The 20,370-nt window shown below is 70.3% G+C and carries 16 protein-coding genes and 2 pseudogenes; 10 read left to right on the forward strand and 8 right to left on the reverse strand.

Annotated features, from left to right (window positions below):
- The first annotated feature begins 140 nt into the window (after positions 1-140).
- The 4 genes from ACFC8N_RS39410 (at position 141) to ACFC8N_RS39425 (ending at position 3,173) form a co-directional block, all read left to right on the forward strand.
- Positions 141-455, forward strand: coding sequence for a hypothetical protein (locus ACFC8N_RS39410; RefSeq protein WP_376293950.1), 315 nt, complete (start codon positions 141-143; stop codon positions 453-455).
- Entirely contained in the window at positions 452-583 is a 132-nt protein-coding gene (locus tag ACFC8N_RS39415) for a hypothetical protein (protein ID WP_376293952.1), read from the forward strand. Before ACFC8N_RS39410 ends, ACFC8N_RS39415 begins: the two co-directional genes overlap by 4 nt.
- A gap of 111 nt (positions 584-694) precedes the next feature.
- Entirely contained in the window at positions 695-1,528 is an 834-nt protein-coding gene (locus ACFC8N_RS39420; RefSeq protein WP_376293955.1) for a transposase family protein, read from the forward strand.
- Between the two features lie 421 nt (positions 1,529-1,949).
- Complete coding sequence (locus ACFC8N_RS39425) at positions 1,950-3,173, forward strand: PP2C family protein-serine/threonine phosphatase (RefSeq protein ID WP_376293957.1); 1,224 nt, start codon at positions 1,950-1,952, stop codon at positions 3,171-3,173.
- Between the two features lie 320 nt (positions 3,174-3,493).
- On the opposite strand, the gene ACFC8N_RS39430 is transcribed toward ACFC8N_RS39425, so the two are convergent.
- Complete coding sequence (locus ACFC8N_RS39430; RefSeq protein ID WP_376293959.1) at positions 3,494-4,366, reverse strand: hypothetical protein; 873 nt, start codon at positions 4,364-4,366, stop codon at positions 3,494-3,496.
- 232 nt (positions 4,367-4,598) lie between these two features.
- On the opposite strand from ACFC8N_RS39430, the gene ACFC8N_RS39435 reads away from it, so the two are divergent.
- A complete protein-coding gene (locus ACFC8N_RS39435; protein WP_376293961.1) occupies positions 4,599-6,545 on the forward strand; it encodes a glycoside hydrolase family 5 protein in 1,947 nt (648 codons plus the stop codon).
- Between the two features lie 281 nt (positions 6,546-6,826).
- Here ACFC8N_RS39435 and ACFC8N_RS39440 read toward each other — a convergent pair whose 3' ends face one another.
- Positions 6,827-7,030, reverse strand: a complete 204-nt coding sequence (locus ACFC8N_RS39440; protein ID WP_356028690.1) for a cold-shock protein — start codon at positions 7,028-7,030, stop codon at positions 6,827-6,829.
- A gap of 336 nt (positions 7,031-7,366) precedes the next feature.
- Here ACFC8N_RS39440 and ACFC8N_RS39445 point away from each other — a divergent pair, with 336 nt between their 5' ends.
- The gene (locus ACFC8N_RS39445) at positions 7,367-7,795 is read left to right on the forward strand and encodes a VOC family protein (RefSeq protein ID WP_362821033.1); all 429 of its coding nucleotides are present in this window, start codon (positions 7,367-7,369) and stop codon (positions 7,793-7,795) included.
- 138 nt (positions 7,796-7,933) lie between these two features.
- A pseudogene (locus tag ACFC8N_RS39450) lies at positions 7,934-8,239 on the forward strand (transposase); the annotation flags it as partial.
- Here ACFC8N_RS39450 and ACFC8N_RS39455 read toward each other — a convergent pair.
- Positions 8,240-8,988, reverse strand: a pseudogene (locus ACFC8N_RS39455) (transposase); the annotation flags it as partial.
- Positions 8,989-9,256: 268 nt separating this feature from the next.
- Positions 9,257-10,276: a helix-turn-helix transcriptional regulator gene (locus tag ACFC8N_RS39460; protein WP_376293963.1), complete on the reverse strand. Its 1,020-nt coding sequence runs from the start codon at positions 10,274-10,276 to the stop codon at positions 9,257-9,259.
- Between the two features lie 91 nt (positions 10,277-10,367).
- Here ACFC8N_RS39460 and ACFC8N_RS39465 point away from each other — a divergent pair, with 91 nt between their 5' ends.
- The 3 genes from ACFC8N_RS39465 (at position 10,368) to ACFC8N_RS39475 (ending at position 13,312) form a co-directional block, all read left to right on the forward strand.
- Positions 10,368-10,766 carry a VOC family protein gene (locus tag ACFC8N_RS39465; protein WP_356028682.1) on the forward strand — a complete coding sequence of 133 codons (399 nt, stop codon included), beginning with the start codon at positions 10,368-10,370 and terminating at the stop codon, positions 10,764-10,766.
- A 147-nt stretch (positions 10,767-10,913) separates the two neighbouring features.
- A complete protein-coding gene (locus tag ACFC8N_RS39470) occupies positions 10,914-11,675 on the forward strand; it encodes a GntR family transcriptional regulator (RefSeq protein WP_356028680.1) in 762 nt (253 codons plus the stop codon).
- 8 nt (positions 11,676-11,683) lie between these two features.
- On the forward strand, positions 11,684-13,312 hold the full coding sequence (locus ACFC8N_RS39475; RefSeq protein WP_376294031.1) for a phosphonate degradation HD-domain oxygenase: 1,629 nt from the start codon (positions 11,684-11,686) through the stop codon (positions 13,310-13,312).
- Positions 13,313-13,730: 418 nt separating this feature from the next.
- On the opposite strand, the gene ACFC8N_RS39480 is transcribed toward ACFC8N_RS39475, so the two are convergent.
- The 4 genes from ACFC8N_RS39480 to ACFC8N_RS39495 form a co-directional block, all read right to left on the reverse strand.
- Positions 13,731-15,287 carry an FUSC family protein gene (locus ACFC8N_RS39480; protein WP_376293966.1) on the reverse strand — a complete coding sequence of 519 codons (1,557 nt, stop codon included), beginning with the start codon at positions 15,285-15,287 and terminating at the stop codon, positions 13,731-13,733.
- A complete protein-coding gene (locus ACFC8N_RS39485) occupies positions 15,287-16,948 on the reverse strand; it encodes an AMP-binding protein (RefSeq protein WP_376293968.1) in 1,662 nt (553 codons plus the stop codon). The genes ACFC8N_RS39480 and ACFC8N_RS39485 overlap by 1 nt, the downstream gene beginning before the upstream one ends.
- 38 nt (positions 16,949-16,986) lie before the next feature.
- Positions 16,987-18,636: an AMP-binding protein gene (locus tag ACFC8N_RS39490; RefSeq protein WP_376293972.1), complete on the reverse strand. Its 1,650-nt coding sequence runs from the start codon at positions 18,634-18,636 to the stop codon at positions 16,987-16,989.
- Between the two features lie 69 nt (positions 18,637-18,705).
- Positions 18,706-20,352, reverse strand: coding sequence for an AMP-binding protein (locus ACFC8N_RS39495; protein ID WP_376293974.1), 1,647 nt, complete (start codon positions 20,350-20,352; stop codon positions 18,706-18,708).
- Positions 20,353-20,370: the final 18 nt, after the last annotated feature.

Consider the following 20,370-nt stretch of genomic DNA (forward strand, 5'->3'; position numbering starts at 1 on the left):
AGGGGCTGGCGTGGACCGCGGATGGGGTGCTTGTGCGGGTCAGATGCGTGATCGCTAGCAGGTGATCACCGGGCGCGTTGTCGACTCGTTGGAATCGCGGTGCCGGGTTCTGGCTCCTTCGAAGGCTCCCGAGGGAGCGTGTGCGGGAGGAGCTGCTGGTGGCGGATGTATGGGTGTGGGTGATGCAGCAGCGGGTGGTTCTGGCCGATCGCGCCGACCGGCTGCGCAAGGAACTCGCCGAGATCGATGCCGAGTTGGCCCGGCTGGAGGCGGCAGAGGTGGTGATCGGGCAGTTCATCGAGGCCGAACGCGCCGGTGAGGCCGACGACCGGCCGTGGCCGCCGAGTTGGAGCGGGTCACGACTGCCCCGGGTGCGGGCGGGATGCTCCTGGTCCCGCACCGCGAGCCGGCCATGGATGAGAGCGTGCTGCCCGCCGACTGCCAGACGATCATGACGATCGTGGCCGCGGCCCCGGATCCGGTCCCGGTCAAGGACATCAGTGTCAAACTCGGCAGGGGTACCGCGCCTGGTCAGGTGGAGCCGGTGCGCGACAAGCTCAGGCGCCTGGCGGACCGGGTCTGACTGCACCGCACCCCCCGGCCCGCTTCACCGCCCTGCCGCAGCCTCCCGCATGACCGCTCTCAGCCGCATGTCGACGTAACACGCAGGCCCCCGGCGGGAGTTGGGGCGTCCGTGCGAAAGAACAACCACCCCGTCGAGGGCACTGACGGCCTTGTCTACCAGTGTCGCCTGCCGCTGCCGAGCGCCAACCTGGACCTCGTCTCCGGCCTGGTCCGCGACCACCTGAAGAAGATCCGCTCCCGCTGGCGCAAGCTCCCGCCCGGCCGGATCGCTCTGATCGGCCTCGCCGTCCTCCGCCACGACCAGCGGCTTTCCTACATGGCGGGCGGCAACGGCGACTCCGCCTCCGCCGTGCGCCGCCGGCTGCTGGAAGTGCTCGAGCTCCTCGCAGCGCGTGCCCCGCGTCTGGACCGCGCCCTGAAGAAAATCGCCCGCCAGAGTGGCGTTGTCGTGCTGCTCGACGGCACCCTTGTGCGCACCCGCCGGCGTACCGGGGACGGGAACCGGCCGAACTATTCGGGCAAACACAAGGCCCACGGCCTGCCGTTCCTCGCTTTGACCGACGAGCGCGGCAACCTGGTGTGGATCTCGGCGGCGAAGCCGGGGCGCTCCAGTGAGATCACCACCGCCCGCCACAACAAGATCACCACCCGCCTGCGGGAAGCCGGCCTCGATGCCCTGGCCGACCTCGGCTTCATCGGTCCGGACGACGACCCCGACGACCCTGTGATCGCCACCGGCCGCCGGGCGCGTCGCGGCCATCCGCTCACCGCCGCCCAGAAGGAGGCGAACCGGCTGGTGAGCCGCGAGCGGGCGGCGAACGAGCGCGGCTTCGCCGACCTGAAGAACTGGCGGATCCTCAGCAAGGTCCGCATGAACGCCATCCACGCCACCACACTCCTGCGCGCCCTGCTCGTGCTGACGAACGCGGAAGTCAGCCGCTGACAGACGATCACCTGCCGACGACCACGTCCCTGACCGGCACGAGCACACCATCCACGGCCCACGCCAGCCCCCGCGACCCAGCAGCGGCGTGGCCGCCACGAAGAGATACGCTTCCGCGAGTTCACGACGGTAGACACGTCACAACGCCGGCCCGGCCCGTCGTTGGGCCTGCGCCTTGGGCAGGCCGCGCACCCCAGACGCGAACAGTGGCGTGGCCACGGCGAAGGTCGAGGCATCCACCAAGCCTTGCGCGAGAGGGTGACGGCGTCTTCGCTGCCCCGGGTGGCCTGATCACTTCGCGTGGACAGCGTGTGCTGACATGCCGCACATGGCGTAATGGGCCGCTCAGGCGGCTTTCCAGGTCATCTTGTGCGAAGGCGGTGAGTGGCGTGGGTGGCGGAAGGAGGTGGCGAGACGGGCCATGGCTGAGGAGAGCGTGGACCGGTCGGAGGGTTTCGGCGAGCGGCTGCTGGGGCTGCTGCTGGATCGGGCGCGGCTGCTGCCGGCGCAGCTGATTGCCCCGCTGATCGCGGAAGAGGTGGCCAGGATCGGCGGGCGTGACGTCTCCATCCTGCTGCAGGACTACGCGCAGGAGCTGATGGTGCCGTTGCCGGGTAGGAAGCTGCACGTCAGCCAGCCCGAGCCGGTGGATGATTCCCCCGCTGGCCGGGCCTTTCTGCGCGCGGAGATCGTCGAGGTGAAGCGGGCCAACGGCGTGCGGATGTACTTGCCGCTGCTGGACGGCAGCGACCAGGTGGGAGTGATGGCCCTCACCCTGGACGCCGTCGGCGATGATGACCGGCGCCTGCTGGGCAGGCTCGCCGGCCTGGTCGCCGACATGCTGGTCACCAAGAACGCCTACACCGACCAGTTCTTCCTGGCCCGGCGCCGGGAGCCGATGAGCGTGTCCGCGGAGATCCAATGGAGCCTGCTGCCACCGCTGACGATGTCCATTCCGCAGGTCTCGGTGGCCGGCATCCTGGAGCCCGCCTACCGCGTCGCCGGCGACAGCTTCGACTACGCCCTCAACGACAACATCCTGCACGTGGCCGTCATCGACGCGATGGGCCACGGCCTGGACGCCGCCGCGATGGCGACCATCGCCATCGGCGCCTATCGGCATGCCCGGCGCGTGTTCGTCAGCCTGGCTGAGAAGTACGTGTTCATGGACGAAGCCATCTCACGGCAGTTCGGGCCCGACCACTTCGTCACGGCGCAGCTGATGCATGTCAACGTCGCCACCGGTGAGCTGGAACTGGTCAATGCGGGCCACCCCGCCCCGCTGCTGATCCGCGATCGCCAGGTCGTGCGGCAGATGGAAAGCGCGACGACGCTGCCCGTCGGCTTCGGCGGTGCGGCACCCCCGATCAGACAACACATGCTCCAGCAGGGCGACCGGGTGCTGTGCTACACCGACGGCATCATCGAGGAGCACGTCGACGGCGGGGAGCCGTTCGGTGAGGAGCGACTCATCCGCTGCATCAACCGCCTTGGGCAGGAGCCGTCACAGGGGGTGCGGGGGGATCTGCGCCAGCTCTCCCACACGCTGAAGAGGGAGCGTGGAGGGCTCACCAGCGACGACGCCACCCTCTTCATGATCGAGTGGCGCGGGGGCGCCGCTGACCACCTCGCGGTCCTTGACTGATCAGCCTCGACGTTCAGCCGAATCCGCATCGACAAGTGTCGCCCACGCGGATGACGGCCCGGTCCCGGGCGTTGTCAGTTCTCATCGACGTTCTCAAGCCGTCTGATCGCTGAGTGCTGCCCAAGTCCGTGGACAAACGGTGCTCGCTCTCGCCTACGAAACCAACGGTGCCTTAGAGGTAGTTCTGCACCATGATGTGGCGCAGGACATGGACACGAGGACCGGAGATGCGGTCGGCTCCGGGCCCAGCCGAGGTGTTCCAGGAGCCGGACGGCGTCGTTTCCGGTGGCGAGCATCCTGGTCTTGGGCTTGGTGGGGTTCTAGCCCAGGCGGACCGGTCGGCCGTAGCCGAGCCCCCAGTCCTCATCGGCCAGCTCGTCGAGCAGGTGAGGGGACGTGCCGGCGACTTCTGCGAGCGCGGCGCGGACGGCCTCGGTGATCAGCTCCAGTCGGGTCAGGTCACGCACCGCGGCCAGGACGTGGGTGGAGTCGGTGCGCTGCGTGGTGCGCTCGCGCACCAGGCCGGCCTTCTTGAGACGGGCAAGCGCGAGATCGAGGAGCCGGTCAGCACGGTCGTCTTCGGCGAGACGGCCACGGAAGTCGGCCGGCACGCTGTGTTGGAAACCGGGATCGTCCAGGTCCATGGCCATCGCGTACTTGAAGTCGATGCGGTGGCTGGCCCGCGGCCTGGAGCGCCCTGGCCCTCGTACTGACCGGGAAGCGGCTGGGAACTCCGGCCGACGACGTGTTGGGTCCGTAGGGGGCAGCAGTCGGGACCGGGCCAGTGGTTCCGGCTGCTCCTCGACGTCGCTTTCGACGGGCACTTCGGCGAACGGGTTGTCGGGCTGTCCTGTTTCGAGCCGGGCTCCTTCTCGCCCCGGCACCCGCACCGCACGGCGCACCGCTTCCTGTTCCTCGACGGTGAGGCCGACGACGAACTGGTCTTCCCCGACGGGGCCCGGCACACCGCGCACCGGGCCAAGGGCGACTTCTTCGACTACCCGCACCCCGTCGAGCACCAGACCTTCAGCGGGACCGGCTGCACGATCCTCTTCGTGCACGAACGGCTCCCGGCCGCGGAAGAATGATTCCGCGGCGCTGTTCGGCCGCGAAGCGGGCGGGACGAGGAGGAGTTCCGCACAGCGCCGGTCCTCCTCCCGCCCGCAGCCATGACCATGCGGGTGGCCGCCCACCCCCGGTGCCGGGTGGCCGAGCAGCGCCGTGACGCAGCGGGTCCGGCCGACCACGACGCCGTGTTCCGGGATCACCGCGGCCGCGTAGGTGCACGCGTCGAAGAGGTCCCCGGGCTCCGGGGCGGGCCCCTTCCCTGTGCGCGTCCTGTGGTGGACACTCGCCCACCGGGCCGATGTCGTCACTTCGGTCGAGCAGTTCTCCTTCACCCCTCTTCACGCAAGGGCCTCCCAGATGTCGTTCGCACCTGTCGCCCTACGGCTCGCCGTCGCAGCCGCAGGCCTCCTGCTCGTCGCCGCCCCGACCACGGCGGCATCCGCCGCCTCTCCCACGGCAGCAGTCCACGCGAGTACGCCGGGTACACCGAGTACGCCGGTCAGAGCCGCCGACACACCCTCCTGGTCCGCTCCCCTGTCGACGCAAGGCCGTTACGTCGTCGACAGCCAGGGCAGGAGGTTGCGCCTCAAGGGCGCCAACTGGGACGGCGCACAGGGCTCCTGGCTGGGCAGCGGCGGCGTCACCGACCCCGCCAACCACCACGCCGGCCAGGACTCCCACGGCATCCCGCTCGGCCTGGACCGCGTCCCGCTGGGCCAACTCCTCGCCGACTTCCACCAGTTGGGCATCAACACCATCCGGCTGCCGTTCTCCAACGAGATGATCCACAGCACGACCCCCGTCCCCGACAACGCGGTCACCGCCAATCCGCAGCTGCGCGGAAAGACACCGCTGGAGGTGTACGACGCGGTGGTCGGCGCGCTCAGCGGGAGCGGGTTCGCCGTGATCCTCAACAACCACACCAACACCTCCCGCTGGTGCTGCGGCGTCGACGGCAACGAGCGCTGGAACAGCTCGCAGTCGACGCAGACGTGGGCCGACGACTGGGTGTTCATGGCCCGCCGCTACGCCGGTGTCCCGCGCGTCGTGGGAGCCGACCTCTACAACGAGGTCCGCCGCGACGTACTCAACGATCCGAACTGGGGCATGGGCGACGACCACGACTGGTACGCCGCCGCCCAGCTCGCCGCCGACCGTATCCTCACCGAGGCCAACCCCCGGCTCCTCATCGTCATCGAGGGCATCAACTGGACCGGCATCCCGGCGGACGGCCTCCCGCACGGCCGGCCGGTGCTCACGCCCGCCGGCACCCTGTCCCACACCCTCGTCGACGCCCACAAGCTGGTCTACTCGGCGCACTTCTACGGATACACCGGCCCGCACCACAGCGGCGCGACCGGCATCGGCGAGACACACGACCCTCGCTACCAGGACCTGACCCGTGACGAGCTGTACGCGGCGCTGAAGGACGAGGCGTTCTTCGTCGAGGAGTCGGGCCGGCACTACACCGCACCGGTCTGGGTCAGCGAGTTCGGCATCGGCGCCAACGAGACGAACCCGGCCGCCCGCACCTGGTTCACGAACATCACCGACTACTTCGCCGACCACGACACCGACTTCGCCTTCTGGCCGCTGGTCGGCTTCGCGGGCCACGACGACTGGGCGCTGCTCAGCTACGACGAGTCCGGTCACCGCTCCGGCATCCTCGACTCCGGCGACTGGCGCGCGACCGCGTGGCAGCACCTGATGTCGGCGCCGAGCGACACCGGCCAGGTGGCGGCCGTTCCCACGTGGCGGATGCTCGCCGTCGACCACGGCGACGCGGTGGAGTCCCTGCGGGTGCGGGCCACCGGTGACTGGGACTCCGGGGCGTACAAGGCCGCCTGCCCGGACGGGCTGCGGCTGATCGGCCTCGGCCATACCAGCGGGCGCGGGCTGTGTTCCGACACCACGGGCAGCGGCCCGGCCGACCTGCGTGCGGCCTTCGACGGCCAGACGGTCGTCACCGACGAGCGCTATGTCCCGGCGGGCGGCGACTGGGCGTCCGGATACACCAAGTTGCAGTGTCCCGCGGGCAGTTACCTCATCGGCTACAGCGTGCGCGGCGAACGCGTGTCGGCGGCGCTGTGCGCGCCCGCGCGCACAGCGCTGGCGGGAGCCGGCCGCACGGTGTGGTTCGACCGGTCCGACAACCGCCCTGCCGACGCCTCCGGCGGCGACTTCGCGTACGGCGACTACAAGGGCCAGTGCGCCGACGACGAGTACGCCGCCGGCATCGCCTTCACCACCAGGGTGGGCAGCCGCCCGGGGCCCGCTGCCCTCCTGTGCCGTCGGCTCGCCTGAAAGCCGCCGGGACCGACCGGCCGGCGGCCCCCTGCGCGAGCAGCAAGAGGGCGCCGGTCAGGTCGTCCGCGGGGCTGCTGCCCGTGGCCGGGCGGCCCAGTTCGCAGGCCCATGACGAGAGGGCGAGCGTCGTGGCGGCCAGGCACCGCGCGTCCGGGACGACGCCCCCGGACTCCTGGGAGCAGCGGGCGCTCCTCAACGCGGCCGGCAGCTGCGGCCGGACGGTGCGAAGGCCGGCACATACCCGGCTGGTGGATGCGCCGGGGCATCCACGTGGGTCGTCAGGCGGGGCGGATGTTCTCCGCCTGAGGGCCCTTCTGGCCCTGCGTGATGTCGAAGGTCACCTTCTGGCCTTCCTGGAGCTCCCGGAAGCCCTTGGCATCGATATTCGAGTAGTGAGCGAAGACGTCCGGGCCGCCGCCGTCCTGCTCGATGAAGCCGAAGCCCTTTTCCGCGTTGAACCACTTCACGGTGCCAGTAGCCATGTGCTTGTCTCCTTCGAAGGGACTCGTATCGGATCCCGCACCGTGCGGGACCCCGAGGTGATCGCCCTGGTCCGGAGAGGCGTTGAACAGCAAAAACGCCCGTGACTGCGATCACGGGCGAACGGTACTTCGGAACCACGACTGCTGATCACGACGTTACACCGGCTGGTGGGACTCGGCCACTGGAACACGGAGTTGGGGCTCGCTCGCCGCATGCGTCACCCCTCAAGTCCCGAGGCCGGCGACCGTCGCAGCACCTGCGCCGCCGACCTCGCCCGGCGAGGCGATGGCACCGCGGGGGTTTCGCTGAGCAGTACGCGCCAATACGGTGGCCCGGTGATGTCGATCAAGAAGTTCCAAGTCACCTTCGACTGCGCGGAACCTGAGCGCCTCGCCCGTTTCTGGTGCGAGGTGTTGGGGTACGTCGTACCGCCGCCGCCCGAGGGGTTTGCCACGTGGGACGATTTCAAGCGCTCGCAGCCACCTGAGCAGCAGGACGCATGGTTTGCCTGCATCGACCCCTCGGGCGTGGGTCCGCGCCTGTACTTCCAGCGCGTCCCCGAGGGGAAGGCCGCCAAGAACCGGCTGCACCTCGACGTGCGGGTCGGCACCGGACTCGTGGGTGAAGAACGCCTCGCCGCACTTGAGGCCGAGTGCGCACGGCTGGTCCCGCTCGGGGCGGTACACGTACGAACGCTGTATGACGGCAATGACTCGTGCATCCCGATGCTGGACATCGAGGGCAACGAGTTCTGCATCGACTGAGCTTGGCGTTTATCGTCTCTGGTCGAACATGGCCTCGAACTTGCTGACGTTTTCGTCTGAGTGCCTGACGCGAGAGCGGCCTTCGTCTGATCCTGTGCTCCGTCACAGAGGCACTTGATGAGTACGAAGGCCGTAGCAATGAGTCTGCTGCAGCGGGGTGTCCGGCGGGATGCGTTTGCCGAACTGACATGCTTTCGGGCCGAGTTCTGTGCCTGCATGACCCAGCGGCCCGACGCCTTGTTCGAGCTGAGTGACGCCTTGCCGTGTGCGGACGGCCCGGTGAGGACGTTGGCCGAACTGTCCCTGGCACCTGAGCACCGGCGCGGTCACGGCGCGTTGTACGGCGGACTGAACCACGGGCGTATGGATCTGTCCCGGCTGCGCAGGGCACTGGCAGGATTACGGCTTCCCCGGACGGCGGAGGGGCGGCTGGTCCTGGCAGTCGCCCTTCTTCTTCCGGTTGGCGGCCTGGTCCTTCTTCTCCGGGATGACTGCCTTGATGTTGCGTTTCCGCAGGTAAGAGCGGTTAGCGCGGGACGAGTAGGCCTTGTCGGCGGCGACAGCGTCGGGCCGGGTTCGGGGCCGGCCAACGGGAACACGGATGCGCACCTTCTGCAGCACGGGGACGAACTGCCGGCTGTCGGCGGCCTGTCCTGCGGTCAGCACGAGAGACAGCGGGCGGCATTTGCGGTCTGCGGCGAGATGAATCTTGCTCGTCAGTCCACCACGGGATCTGCCGAGCAGGGCCTGACTCAGGCGAAGCTTGCGCCGTCGTCTGATGTGCCGCCGCTCTTCCTGATCGGGGTCGTCACGGCCGTGCTGTCCGTCCTGTTCTGGCGAGCCACCCCCTTTTGCCGGGCCCGCTCCTGCTCGACGGCGGCCTCTTCAAGGGCGTCCATGACTTCCCTGTCGATGCGCATCCCGGCTGCGTCGTGGTGGGCGTGGGCCGTGGTGGAGTCCACGCTGACCAGGGACAAGTCCGTCTGTCCCTGGCGGGCGGCCTCGGCGATCAGGCCTTCGAGCAGTGCGGTGAAGACGCCGGCATCCCTCCACACCCGGAAGCGGCCGTAGACCGTCGGCCACGGGCCGAACTCGCCGGGCATCTCCCGCCACTGGCTGCTGGTGCGGAACCGCCAGATCACCCCCTCGAACTGATCCCTCAGCCGCTCGGGGTACGGCCCGTACTCGCCTATCGGCCGATACGGCTAGATCAACTTCCACTGCTCGTCAGTGAGTTGCCTGCGTGTCACGCTCGTCTTCCTACCGGATCCCTCTTCCTGAAGGACCCAAACCGGCAAGATTGATCACGACATCACACAGGACCTAGGGCTGTCGTCACATCGGGGTCGGCGGGCTCTCGCCATGTGGCCGTGAACGTCCCGATCCCCGACGGGAGTTCATGAGTTCCAGCCTGCAGCTGTCTGTACCCCGGCCCGCGGCCAACGAATGGGTTCCGCGCTGTCAGGCTCGGCGGGCGCAGGACGCGAGGCGATCGGCCAGCGCGATGACCAGGTCGCGTAGTTCATCGGGGCGTTCGATGACGAACGGCCGGTCCAGTGAGGCGAGCAGCGGAGGCAACCAGTCGAGCCGCTCCGCACGCAGCTCGACGCGCAGCCAGCGCTCGGGCGCCCGTTCCTGGTCCCGTTCCTGGTCCCGTTCCTGGTCCTGGTCCGCCTCGGGCTCGTGCTCCTCCAGGCTCGCGATGCCGGCGGGAAGGCGGGCACGGATCTGCTCAACTGTCCCGTGGATCCGCAAGGTCACCTCGTGCCGGTACTCCGCTGTGGCGAACCCTGACAACAGGCGCTGCGCCGGAGCGGGACCCTCGGGCGCCTCGAATGAGCCGGGCAGGGCTCGCGCGTCCGCGATGCGATCGAGCCGGAAGGTCCGGTCCTCGCCGATCTCGGGGTCCTTGCCCGTGACGTACCACCGGCCCGAATGGGCGACGATCCCGTACGCGTGCAGGGTGCGTTCGCTGCGCCGTCCGTCGCGGTCGGTGTAGCGGATCGAGACCGGTCGGCGGTGGCGTACCGCATCGGCGACGGTGAGCAAGACCCCGGCGTCCGGGGTGTCGAACTCACCGGGCTGATCCGTGAAGGCGAGCGATTCCAGGAGCGTGTCGAGCCTGTGGGCGATGTGCTTGGGCAGTACCCGCCGGATCTTGGCCGAGGCCGTCTCGCTTGCCGTCAGCTCCGTCGTCGTCAACCTCGCTCGGCGGCCGGAGACCAGGCCGAGCAGCACGGCCAGCGCCTCGTCGTCGCTGAACATGAGCGGGGGCAAGCGGTATCCGGAGGCGAGCCGGTACCCGCCGTAGCGGCCGCGCACCGATTCGACGGGCACGTCAAGGTCGATCAGCTGGTCCACATAGCGCCGCACGGTGCGCCCCTCGACGCCGAGCCGGTCGGCGAGTTCGGCCACTGTCCGGGTGCCGCCCGACTGCAGCAGCTCCAGGAGTGTCAGCACGCGGCCGGTGGGTCGGGTCATGTTCACAGCCTACGTGAATACAGGACCGATTCTGTCCACTATTTCTCCTAGTCTGCGGCGTGCAGCGCATCCATCTGTCAAGGAGATCACCATGGACTTCGTCTCGATCCGCATCATCACCGGCGACGTCGCACGGCTCGTCGAGTTCTACGAGCGAGCCACCGGAGTGCAGGCGATGTGGGCCACCGAGGACTTCGCCGAACTCAAGACCCCGGGCGCCACCCTCGCGATCGCCGGCACCCGTACCGTCCCGCTGTTCGCCCCGGGCTCTGCCCGCCCGGCGGACAACCGGAGCGTGATCACCGAGTTCCTCGTCGACGACGTGGACCGCGTGCACCAGAACCTGACCGGCTTCGTCACCGACTTCGTCAACGGGCCCACCACGATGCCCTGGGGCAACCGGTCGCTGCTGTTCCGTGACCCCGACGGCAACCTCGTCAACTTCTTCACCCCCGTCACCCCGGCAGCCATCGAGAAATTCGCAAGCTGATGCCGCGCGCGGCCGATCACGCGGGAGCCCCGAGACACTCCTGCGCGCGTCGGCGCCCCGGAGGCGCCGGGCTCTTGTCCGCCTCGCCCGCACCCGCTAACTTGTAGGTACAAGATTCATCTTGTACCTACAAGATGGGGAGGTGTGATGACGGACCAGGGCGATGCCCTCTACCTGGAAGTGGTGGTCCGGCTGCGCAGGGCGATCGCCGACGGGGTGTTCCCGCCGGGGTCCCGGCTGCCGTCGGAGCATGTCCTCGCTCAGGAGTACGGCGTGTCCCGCAACACGGTGCGCCGTGCTCTGGAGGTGCTGCGCGAGGACGGTCTGATGGCCTCACAGCAGGGCGCGCGCCGTACGGTGCTCGCCCTGCCCCGGTTGCAGAGTTTCGGGGAACTGAGGTCGTTCTCGCGCTGGGCCCGTTCGATCGGGGAGGTGCCGTCCGGACGTGTCGATGTCCTGGAGCGCCGGCCCGCCGATCTGGCGCAGGCGCACGCGCTCGGACTGGAGCCCGGCGACCCGGTGGTCCATCTGGTGCGCGTCAGACTGCTGACCGGTGTCCCGGTGATGATCGAGCGTACGGCGTATCCGGAGCGGGTCGGCACGCTGTTCGCCTTCGTCGACCTGGAGCGTGAGTCGATCTGCGAGCGGCTGGAGGAGCACGGCATCGTCTTCGCACACGCCGAACACACCATCGACGCGGTCAACGCCGACGCCGAGGACGCCCGGCTGCTGGAGATCCCGGCCGGCATCGCGCTGCTGCGCGAGCGACGACGGTCCACCGATCACCAGGGCCGGCCGCTGGAATGGTCGCAGGACCGCTACCTCGGCGACGCCGTCGCCTTCACCGTCCGCAACTCCGTCGCGGCCTCTCCGCTCGTCCGCGACCGGCCCCCGGTGACAGGAAAGTGACCACCACCGTGCAAACGGAACTGATCCGCCAGGACGGGACGCGATTTCCCGCCCTCTGGCTTCGTGACAACTGCCCGTGCGGCACATGCCAGATCCCGGGCAGTGGCCAGAAGTTGTTCGACATCACCGACCTGGCCCGCGACGTCCTGATCGCGCAGGCGGACGAGGATGCCGACGGCGTTCAGGTCGTCTTCGCCCCGGACGGGCACCGCTCGCGCTTCACCCACACATGGCTGGAGACCTACCGGCCCGGCACGGCGCCTCCCTACGACGACCGGACCGAGGACGCCAAGTCCCTGTGGACCGCCGCGGACCTTCAGGGCGTCACACCCACCGGTGACTGGCCCTCCTTCGCGGACGATCCCGCCGAACGCGCGCGTTGTCTGCACGCGCTGCTGACCCAGGGCTTCGTCATCCTCCGCGGCGTACCCCGTGCAGATCGTGCCGTGCTGGACGTCGCGAGGTCGTTCGGCTACGTGCGCGAGACGAACTACGGCGAGCTCTTCGAGGTGCGTGTCGAGCAGAATCCGGCAAACCTGGCGTTCAGCTCTCGTCCGATCCTGCCCCACACCGACAACCCCTACCGCGATCCGCTCCCGACCGTCCAACTGCTGCACTGCCTCACCAACGCGGCAGCCGGCGGTGACTCCGGCCTCGTGGACGGCTTCCACGCCGCGGCCACGCTGCGCCGTGAGCAGCCGGATGCCTTCGAGTTGCTCACCCGCACCCCGGTGACCTTCCGCTACGCCGACTCCGGCGCGGACCTGAGCACCAGCGCACCACTCATCGGACTCGATCCACTCGGCCGGATCCGGCAGATCCGCTTCAACAACCGCTCGATGCGGCCGATCGCACTGGAGCCGGACTGCATAGCCGCGTTCTACGAGGCCTACCGCGCCTTCGCCGAACTGCTCTACCGCCCCACCGCACAGCTGAGCTTCCGACTCGAACCCGGCGACTGCGTGATCTTCGACAACACCCGGATCCTGCACGCCCGTTCCGGTTTCACCGCCGACGGCGCCCGGCACCTGCAAGGCTGCTACGCCGACCTCGACGCCGCCGCCAGCGATCTGGCCGTCCTGCGCCGCAGCCTCGACATCGTCGCCCAACTCGAACAGCTCTTCAACGACGAGGGCAACAGCGAGTACCTCGGCGAGCCGCTCACACAAGCCGCGCACATGCTGCAGACAGCCGCGCACGCCGAGGCCGCAGCCGCCCCCGACGCTCTCGTCGCAGCGGCGCTCCTGCACGACATCGGCCACTTCACCGGTCGGATCAGCGGCCACCAGCTCATGGCCGGCACCGACAACCGGCACAGCCACACCGGCGCTGACTGGCTCGCCACCTGGTTCCCGCCGGAGGTCACTGAACCCATTCGGCTGCACGTCGCAGCCAAACGCTACCTGTGCGCCGTCGAACCCGACTACCTCCAACGCCTCTCACCGGCCTCGCTCTACACGCTCAACGTGCAAGGCGGCTCCATGTCGGCCGCCGAAGCCGACGAGTTCGCCGCCCTGCCCCACGCCCGACAGGCCACAGACCTCAGGCGCTGGGACGAGGCGGCCAAGGACCCGAAGGCCGCGGTGCCCTCCTTCGCGCACTACCGCCCACTCCTGTACCGCCTACTGCGCGCCTAGATGAATGAGTCCGATTCTCAGTGGCCGGGCTTGCCGGCGCCCTGGTGCTCGACGGCGGATGAACGGGGCGTCGATGCTCACTGCACGGTGACGAACAACAAGACGACACGGATCACTGTGATGGCGATGCCCGGACGCCTTGTCGCCGATCCCCGTAGTTGAGGTCGAGAGGTCAGAGGGCTGTGGGTCGGCCGATGAGTGGGCCCCGGCCATCGCCTGGATCCCGCAGGAGCCGCAACAGCGGCTCCCAGGTGGCGAAGTCGTTCAGCGCGGACAACGAGGACGTCCAGACCCGGGGATCATGACGACCGCGATTATGGCCGCCACCACCGACAGGCGGCCGCTGCTGCCGGGCGCCTGGCCCGGTTCGTCCAGTCCCAGGGCGTGCTCGACGACTCCTACTGCTTCTTCCGCTGAGTCACCCGCGGTCGCGGCTGCCTGAGGACTTGAGTTCCGCGTCCGGCTCGGCCTGATCCGCTGACCGGGCGGCGGGCTGGGCCTGGCGCGGGGCCAGCGCGGGCAGTGCGCGGCCCAGGCGGGCCAGGGCGGCGTCGAGGTCGGCGAGCGGCCACTCAGCGGCCGGGGCGTGCCGCAGACCGAGCGCCGTGCCGGGGTCGGCGAGCCAGTGCCGCAGCGCCGTCACGGTGGCGGCGGTCCCGGCCGCCCCGGCTGGGTGGCCGGGCACAGCGCCGAGAGCGGTGAGGGCGCGGACCGGCGCGCGGCAGTCGTGCAGGGCGTCCGCCAGGTCAGCGCGATGGGGTCGTCCGCGCCGTGTGCCGAGCAGGCGCCGGTAGATGCGGTGCGGCCGGGCGACGGACTCCACTGCGTCGGCGGCGCGTTCGAAGCGCAGCAGCGCCACATCGACCGGGGTGCCGCTGTGGTGGGCGTCGAGGAGCGCCGCCAGCGCGCGCAGTGCGGCGGTCAGGCGCAGCCGCAGCACCTCGCCGGCCCGCACGGGTGCCACGAACCAGCCCACGGCAACGGCCAGCGCCGCGCCCACGGCGACGGCCTGGAACCTGATCAGCAGCAGGTGCGCGGCCGAGTGGCCGAAGTACTCGTGCAGCAGGGACATCAGGGTGGTCAGGGTGGCGGTGAAGAGCGCGTAACTCCTGGCGCGGAACCCCGCGGCCGTGGCGAGGACCGCGAAGATCACCACCAGGCCCAGGGTCCCGTGCGGGTGGACCACGACGGCCAGACCGGCGGCCAGCAGCGCGCCGGCCATCGCTCCGGCGCCCCGTTCGACGCCGCGCAGCGCCAGATCGCCGCGGCCGCCCCGGCCCAGGCCCACCACCAGGGCCGTCACGACCGTCCACTGCCAGTGATGCGCGAAGAGCCGGTGGCCGACGGCGAACGCAGCGGTGAGAGCGACACCGGTCTGCACAGCGGCCCTCGTGCTGACCAACAGGCCGACAGAGCGCCGCTGGGGCAGCGGTGCCACCGGACGCCGAGCCGGCCCGGACCTGCCGGCCATCCGCCGGCCTGCCCACCGCACCGCGTGCACCCACCAGAAGGCCGTGAAGCCGATCACGGCCACCCAACAACCGGCCGGCCACCACCCGCGGGCCCCACCACTGTGCGGAGTCATCAGCGCCACGAGCAACGCGCGCGGCACCATCGCGCCCAGCCGCACCGCCCTGGCCCCGAACCGCCGCGCCCAGACGGACACGGTCATCAGCGCGACGAACAAGCCGGCGCCCACGACGGGCTGACGCGGCATCCGCCAGGTGATCCAGGTGCCGGCCGCCATCAGCACCGCGAACGCGGCAGCCGATGCGAGGCCCCCACGCCACGGATCGCCACCGCGCTGCCCGCTCAGCATGAAGGCGGCCGCGGCCCCCGACACGGCCAAGGGCGCCACCGGCGAGCCCACGAGGTGCGCGAGCGCCACCGCGGTGGCGAGGGCAAGCAGGACGGCGCACATGGCGGTCAGGGCATCGCGGACGGCCCGCATCAGTGACGTGGAGCGGTGGCGCATCAGTGCGGCAGGCTGCCGTTCTCAAGCCCGTGACTCGGCGGGGGCAGCTCCTCGGCAGCACGCGCCCGGTCCTTGAGCTGGTCGATCAGGAGCCGCCGACTCACCTTGCCCAGCTCCGTGCGGGGGAACTCGCTCACGTGCTCGACCCGGACGGGCAGGTACGACTCGTGGAAGCCGAGCCCGGCCACGTGGTCACGGAGTTCGCCGAGGTCCGGTGGCGTCGAGCCGACCACGACCGCGCACGGGACTTCGCCGCCCTCGGCGTCCGGCCAGGGCAGCAGCACCGCGTCGTCGACTCCGGGGTGGGAACACAGAGCCTCTTCGACGTCAGCCACCGGAATCTGCCATGCCCGGCCGACGCGTCCGGCGCGCCGTCCGATGAACCACAGCGCGCCCTGCTCGTCGGGCGCCACTACGTCGCCCGTGTCCAGCCATCCTTCGTCGTCAGCCGGTGACCAGATGACCTGTCGGCTGGCACGGCCGATGGTGGCCAGGCACACGCCTGGACCGCGGACGTACAACTGGAAGGCATCCGTGTCCCGTGTCCGGCCGTCCGGCTCCAACCGGACTTCTCCCGCGCCCCTCAAGCGGCCGAGCCGATGCCCTGCCCGATGCCGGGGATCGTCCGCCGACGTGGAGATCACGTGGCCGCACTCGGTCGTGGCCCAGACGCTCAGCACGACCGGGCAGATTGTCCCGCGCGCCTGCGCCACGAGCGTCGGGGACAGCGGGCCGCTCGAGCAGCGGACCGCCTGCAGGCTGGAGAGGTCACGGGCTCGGCGCTGCTGCTCCTCGGTCAGGGCGCGCAGGGAGCCGGGCGTGGTCCACAGCTGGGTGACACCGGTCCGCTCGATCAGCTGCAGCCAGCACCCCGCCTCGCGGCTGTCGCTGTAGAGCGTGGGGACGCGCCGGGCCGTCGCACGAAGCGCCCGGCTGAACCCTCCGATGAACGTCATGCCGGAACTGGTCGCGTGGAGCCGTTCGGCCTCGGAAGGCGCGCTCAGCAGCGATCCGCCGTGCAGCGTATTGGCGCTGTGGGCGACCAGGTGGGGTTCGCCCGTGGTGCCGGAGGTGAGCAGGAGTGCGCACACCTCGTCGGCGCCGAGCGGCTCGCCGGGAGCCGTTGCGGGTCGATCGCCGCTGAAGGCGCCCTGCAGGCTCTCCGCCGCGGTGGCCGTCGCGTCACCGATGACGATGCGATGCCGCAGTGCCGGCAGCCTGCCGGCCTGTTCGGCCAGTCGGCGGCCGTACTCGACGCCGTCCCAGCTGTCCGGCACCACGCATGCCACCGCCCCGGTGGCGGCGAGCATCCGCTCCACTTCCTGCGGTCCGTACAGCAACGGCATCGGGGCCACCACCACGCCGGCCCGCAGGCACGCCACCGCGAGGACGGCAGCCTCCCACCAGGCCGGAAGCTGGTACGCGACGACCTCGCCGCGACGCACCCCGAGCTCCCGCAAGGCCGCCGCGACAGCGTCGGCGCGCGCATCGAACTCTCCGAACGACAGCGTGACGAGTGTGTCCTCCAGATGCCGCCACGTCAGCAGAGCCGGGGCATCGGGCCGTTCGAGCGCCGCAGTGCGCAGATCGTCGGAGAACGTCGCATCGCGCCACCACCCCCGCTCGCGATAGCGGTCGGCGACCTCAGCGGACGGAACCACCGAATCCAACACAGTGCGCACGCAGACCTCGCAGGGGTTCAGGACTCGGCGGATGCCGACTCGGTGATGTGCCGGTCACGATCCCTCAGCTGGTCTAGCAGGACCTTCCGGCGCACCTTGCCCATGTCGGTGCGGGGGAACTCGGTGACACGCTCGATCCGGACGGGCAGGCAGGACTCGTGAAAGCCGAACCGGGCCACATGCTCGCGCAGTTCGCTCAACTCCAGTGGTGCGGCGGAGATGACGGCCGCACAGGGGACCTCCCTGCCCTCGCCGTCCGCCCACGGCACCAGCACCGCGTCCTCGATGACGGAGTGGGCGAGAAGCGCCCGCTCGACGTCGGCCACCGGGATCTGCCATGCGTCGCCGATGCGTTCGGCCGTACGCCCGACGAACCGCAGACCGTCGGCTCCGTCGGGAGCCACCACGTCGCCGGTGTCCAGCCATCCCTCGTCGGACTCCAGCGACCAGGTGACCGTGCCGCTGTCGCGGCCGATGGTCGCCAAGCCCACCGCGGGACCGCGCAGGTGCATGCGGAAGGCTCCGCCGCCGACGGGGTCCAGCCGGAGCTGCGCCGATCCGTGGGGGCGGCCCAGGCTCTGTGCCGCCCAGTGGCCGGGGTCGGCCGGGTCCGTGCTCAGCAGGTTGCCCGTCTCGGTCATCCCCCAGCTGTTCAGCACCACCGGGCACAGCGTCGCCCGCACCTCGGCCAGCACCTCCGGGTACAGCGGTCCGGCGGTGCTGTGCACGGTTTTCAGGCTGGCCAGGTCGCGGGGACGGCGCCGCTGCTCCTCGATGAGCGAGCGCAGCATCCGCGGGGCCGCCCACAACAGCCGGGTGACGCCGACCTCCTCGATGAGCCGCAGCCAGCACTCCGGATGCCTGCAGTCACTGAAGAGCGTCGGAACCCCCTGGGCGAGCGTTCGGACGACCTGACGGAACCCGGTCGAGTGCCCCATCCCCGAGGTGGTGCCGAACAGCTCTCCGGTCCTGGGCCGGGGCTCCCAGTCCGTCAGGGCGACCCCCAGGGTGTTGGCACTGCGCGCCACGAACTGCGTTTCGCCCGTGGTGCCGGAGGTCAGCAGCAGCACGCACACCTCGTCGGCCCCGAGCGGCTCGGCGGGCGCCGGCGCGGGACGCTCGCCGCCGAAACTGGCCCGCAGGCTCACCGCCCCGCTGTCCGCCGCGTCACCGATCACGATGCGATGCCGTAACAGCGGCAACCTGCCAGCCGGTTCGGCCAGTTGACGGCCGTACGCGACCCCGTCGAACTCATCGGGCACCACGCACACCACCGCCCCGGTGGCAGCGAGCACCCGCTCCACCTCGAACGGGCCGAACAGCAACGGCACCGGAGCCAGCACCGCACCGGCGCGCAGGCAGGCCACCATCAGCACGGCCGTCTCCCACATGGCCGGAAGCTGATGTGCCACGACGTCGCCGCGGCGCACCCCGAGCTCCCGCAGGGCGGCGGCGACGGCGTCGGCGCGGGCATCGAACTCGCCGAACGACAGGCTGGACAGTCGCTGCTCCTGGTGCCGCCAGGTCAGCAGGATGGGGTCATCGGGACGTTCGAGGGCGGCCGTGCGCAGATCGTCGGAGAACGTCGCATCGCGCCACCACCCCTGCTCGCGATAGCGGACGGCAACGTCCGCAGACGGAATCACCGACTCCAACACAGCACGCATGCCTTGACCACCCTCAGCCATCGACCGATTCCCCCTGCGTAATTGATGTGTGCTGTTGCTGACGCGCCGTCAGGCGTGAGCCGGATCCGTGCGACAGAGGCGGTCCTTGAGGTGGTCGAGCAGCAGGTGCCTGCGTACCTTCCCGGTTTCCGTGCGGGGGAACTCGTCCACGCGTTCGATCCGGACGGGCAGGCAGGTCTCATGGAAGCCGGACCGGGCCAGGTGGTCGCGCACCTCGCCCAGCTCAAGGGGTTCGGAGGAGATGACGACCGCGCACGGGTCCTCGCCGCCGTCGGCGGCCGGCCAGGGCACCAGCACCACGTCGTCGACGCCCGGGTGGGTCAGCAGGGCGCGCTCGGCATCGGCCACCGGAATCACCCTCGGGTGACCGATGCGGTCGGCAGCCCGTCCGACGAACCGCAGCACCCCCGCCTCGTCGGACGCCACCAGGTCGCCCGTGTCCAGCCAGCCCTCGTCGTCGACCGGCGACCAGGCGACCGTCCCGCTGTCGCGGCCGATGGTGGCCAGGCACACTCCCGGACCGCGCACATGCAGTCGGAAACCTTCCCCGTCCCGGGTGCGGCCCGCCGGCTCCAGCCTGACCTCTCCTCCCCGCCTCATCCGGCCGAGCCGTTCAGCTGCCCAGTGCGGGGGATCGTTCGGGGCGGTGGCGATGGCATTGCCGCATTCGGTCATCGCCCAGACGTTCACCACGGCCGGGCAGAGTGTCAGCCGCACCGCTGCCAGGAGCTCGGGCGACAGCGGGCCACCCGAGCAGGTGATGAGCTGCAGCCCGGACAGGTCGCGGGCCTGGCGTTGCTGCTCCTCGGTGAGGCGGCGCAGCGTCAGGGGCGAGACCCACAGGTGACTGACGCCCGTTTCCTCGATCAGGCGCAGCCAGGTCGCGGCATCCCAGGTGTCGCCGTACAGTGTGGGGGCTCGCCGGCTCGTGGATTGCAGCACCCTGCGGAACCCACCGATGAACGTCATGCCGACGACGACCGCATGGAGCCGCTCGGGGCTGGTGCGCGGGCGGAGTCTCGGCGAGGCGTTCAGAGTGTTGGCGCTGTGGGCGACCAGGTGGGGTTCGCCCGTGGTGCCGGAGGTGAGCAGGAGTGCGCACACCTCGTCGGCGCCGAGCGGCTCGCCGGGAGCCGTTGCGGGTCGATCGCCGCTGAAGGCGCCCTGCAGGCTCTCCGCCGCGGTGGCCGCCGCGTCACCGATGACGATGCGATGCCGCAGTGCCGGCAGCCTGCCAGCCTGTTCGGCCAGTCGGCGGCCGTACTCGACGCCGTCCCAGCTGTCCGGCACCACGCACGCCACCGCCCCGGTGGCCGCGAGCATCCGCTCCACCTCCTGCGGCCCGAACAGCAACGGCATCGGGGCCACCACCACGCCGGCCCGCAGGCACGCCACCGCGAGCACGGCAGCCTCCCACCAGGCCGGAAGCTGGTACGCGACGACCTCGCCGCGACGCACCCCGAGCTCCCGCAAGGCCGCCGCGACAGCATCGGCCCTCACATCGAACTCTCCGAACGACAGCGTGACGAGTGTGTCCTCCAGATGCCGCCACGTCAGCAGAGCCGGGTCAACGGGCCGTTCGAGCGCCGCAGTGCGCAGATCGTCGGAGAACGTCGCATCGCGCCACCACCCCCGCTCGCGATAGCGGTCGGCGACCTCAGCGGACGGAACCACCGAATCGAGCACGACACGCATACGAACCCCGGACACTTT

It is taken from the genome of Streptomyces sp. NPDC055966 (assembly GCF_042269865.1).
Taxonomy (GTDB): Bacteria; Actinomycetota; Actinomycetes; order Streptomycetales; family Streptomycetaceae; genus Streptomyces.

Bases quoted from the DNA above. Each gene is read 5' to 3' on its own strand.
- ACFC8N_RS39470 (WP_356028680.1), top strand. From the start codon at position 10,914: ATGACGGACCAGGGCGATGCCCTCTACCTGGAAGTGGTGGTCCGGCTG.
- ACFC8N_RS39415 (WP_376293952.1), top strand. From the start codon at position 452: ATGACGATCGTGGCCGCGGCCCCGGATCCGGTCCCGGTCAAGGACATC.
- ACFC8N_RS39490 (WP_376293972.1), bottom strand. From the start codon at position 18,636: ATGCGTGCTGTGTTGGAGTCGGTGATTCCGTCTGCGGACGTTGCCGTC.
- ACFC8N_RS39460 (WP_376293963.1), bottom strand. From the start codon at position 10,276: ATGACCCGACCCACCGGCCGCGTGCTGACACTCCTGGAGCTGCTGCAG.
- ACFC8N_RS39435 (WP_376293961.1), top strand. From the start codon at position 4,599: ATGTCGTTCGCACCTGTCGCCCTACGGCTCGCCGTCGCAGCCGCAGGC.
- ACFC8N_RS39465 (WP_356028682.1), top strand. From the start codon at position 10,368: ATGGACTTCGTCTCGATCCGCATCATCACCGGCGACGTCGCACGGCTC.
- ACFC8N_RS39495 (WP_376293974.1), bottom strand. From the start codon at position 20,352: ATGCGTGTCGTGCTCGATTCGGTGGTTCCGTCCGCTGAGGTCGCCGAC.
- ACFC8N_RS39440 (WP_356028690.1), bottom strand. From the start codon at position 7,030: ATGGCTACTGGCACCGTGAAGTGGTTCAACGCGGAAAAGGGCTTCGGC.
- ACFC8N_RS39480 (WP_376293966.1), bottom strand. From the start codon at position 15,287: ATGCGCCACCGCTCCACGTCACTGATGCGGGCCGTCCGCGATGCCCTG.
- ACFC8N_RS39425 (WP_376293957.1), top strand. From the start codon at position 1,950: ATGGCTGAGGAGAGCGTGGACCGGTCGGAGGGTTTCGGCGAGCGGCTG.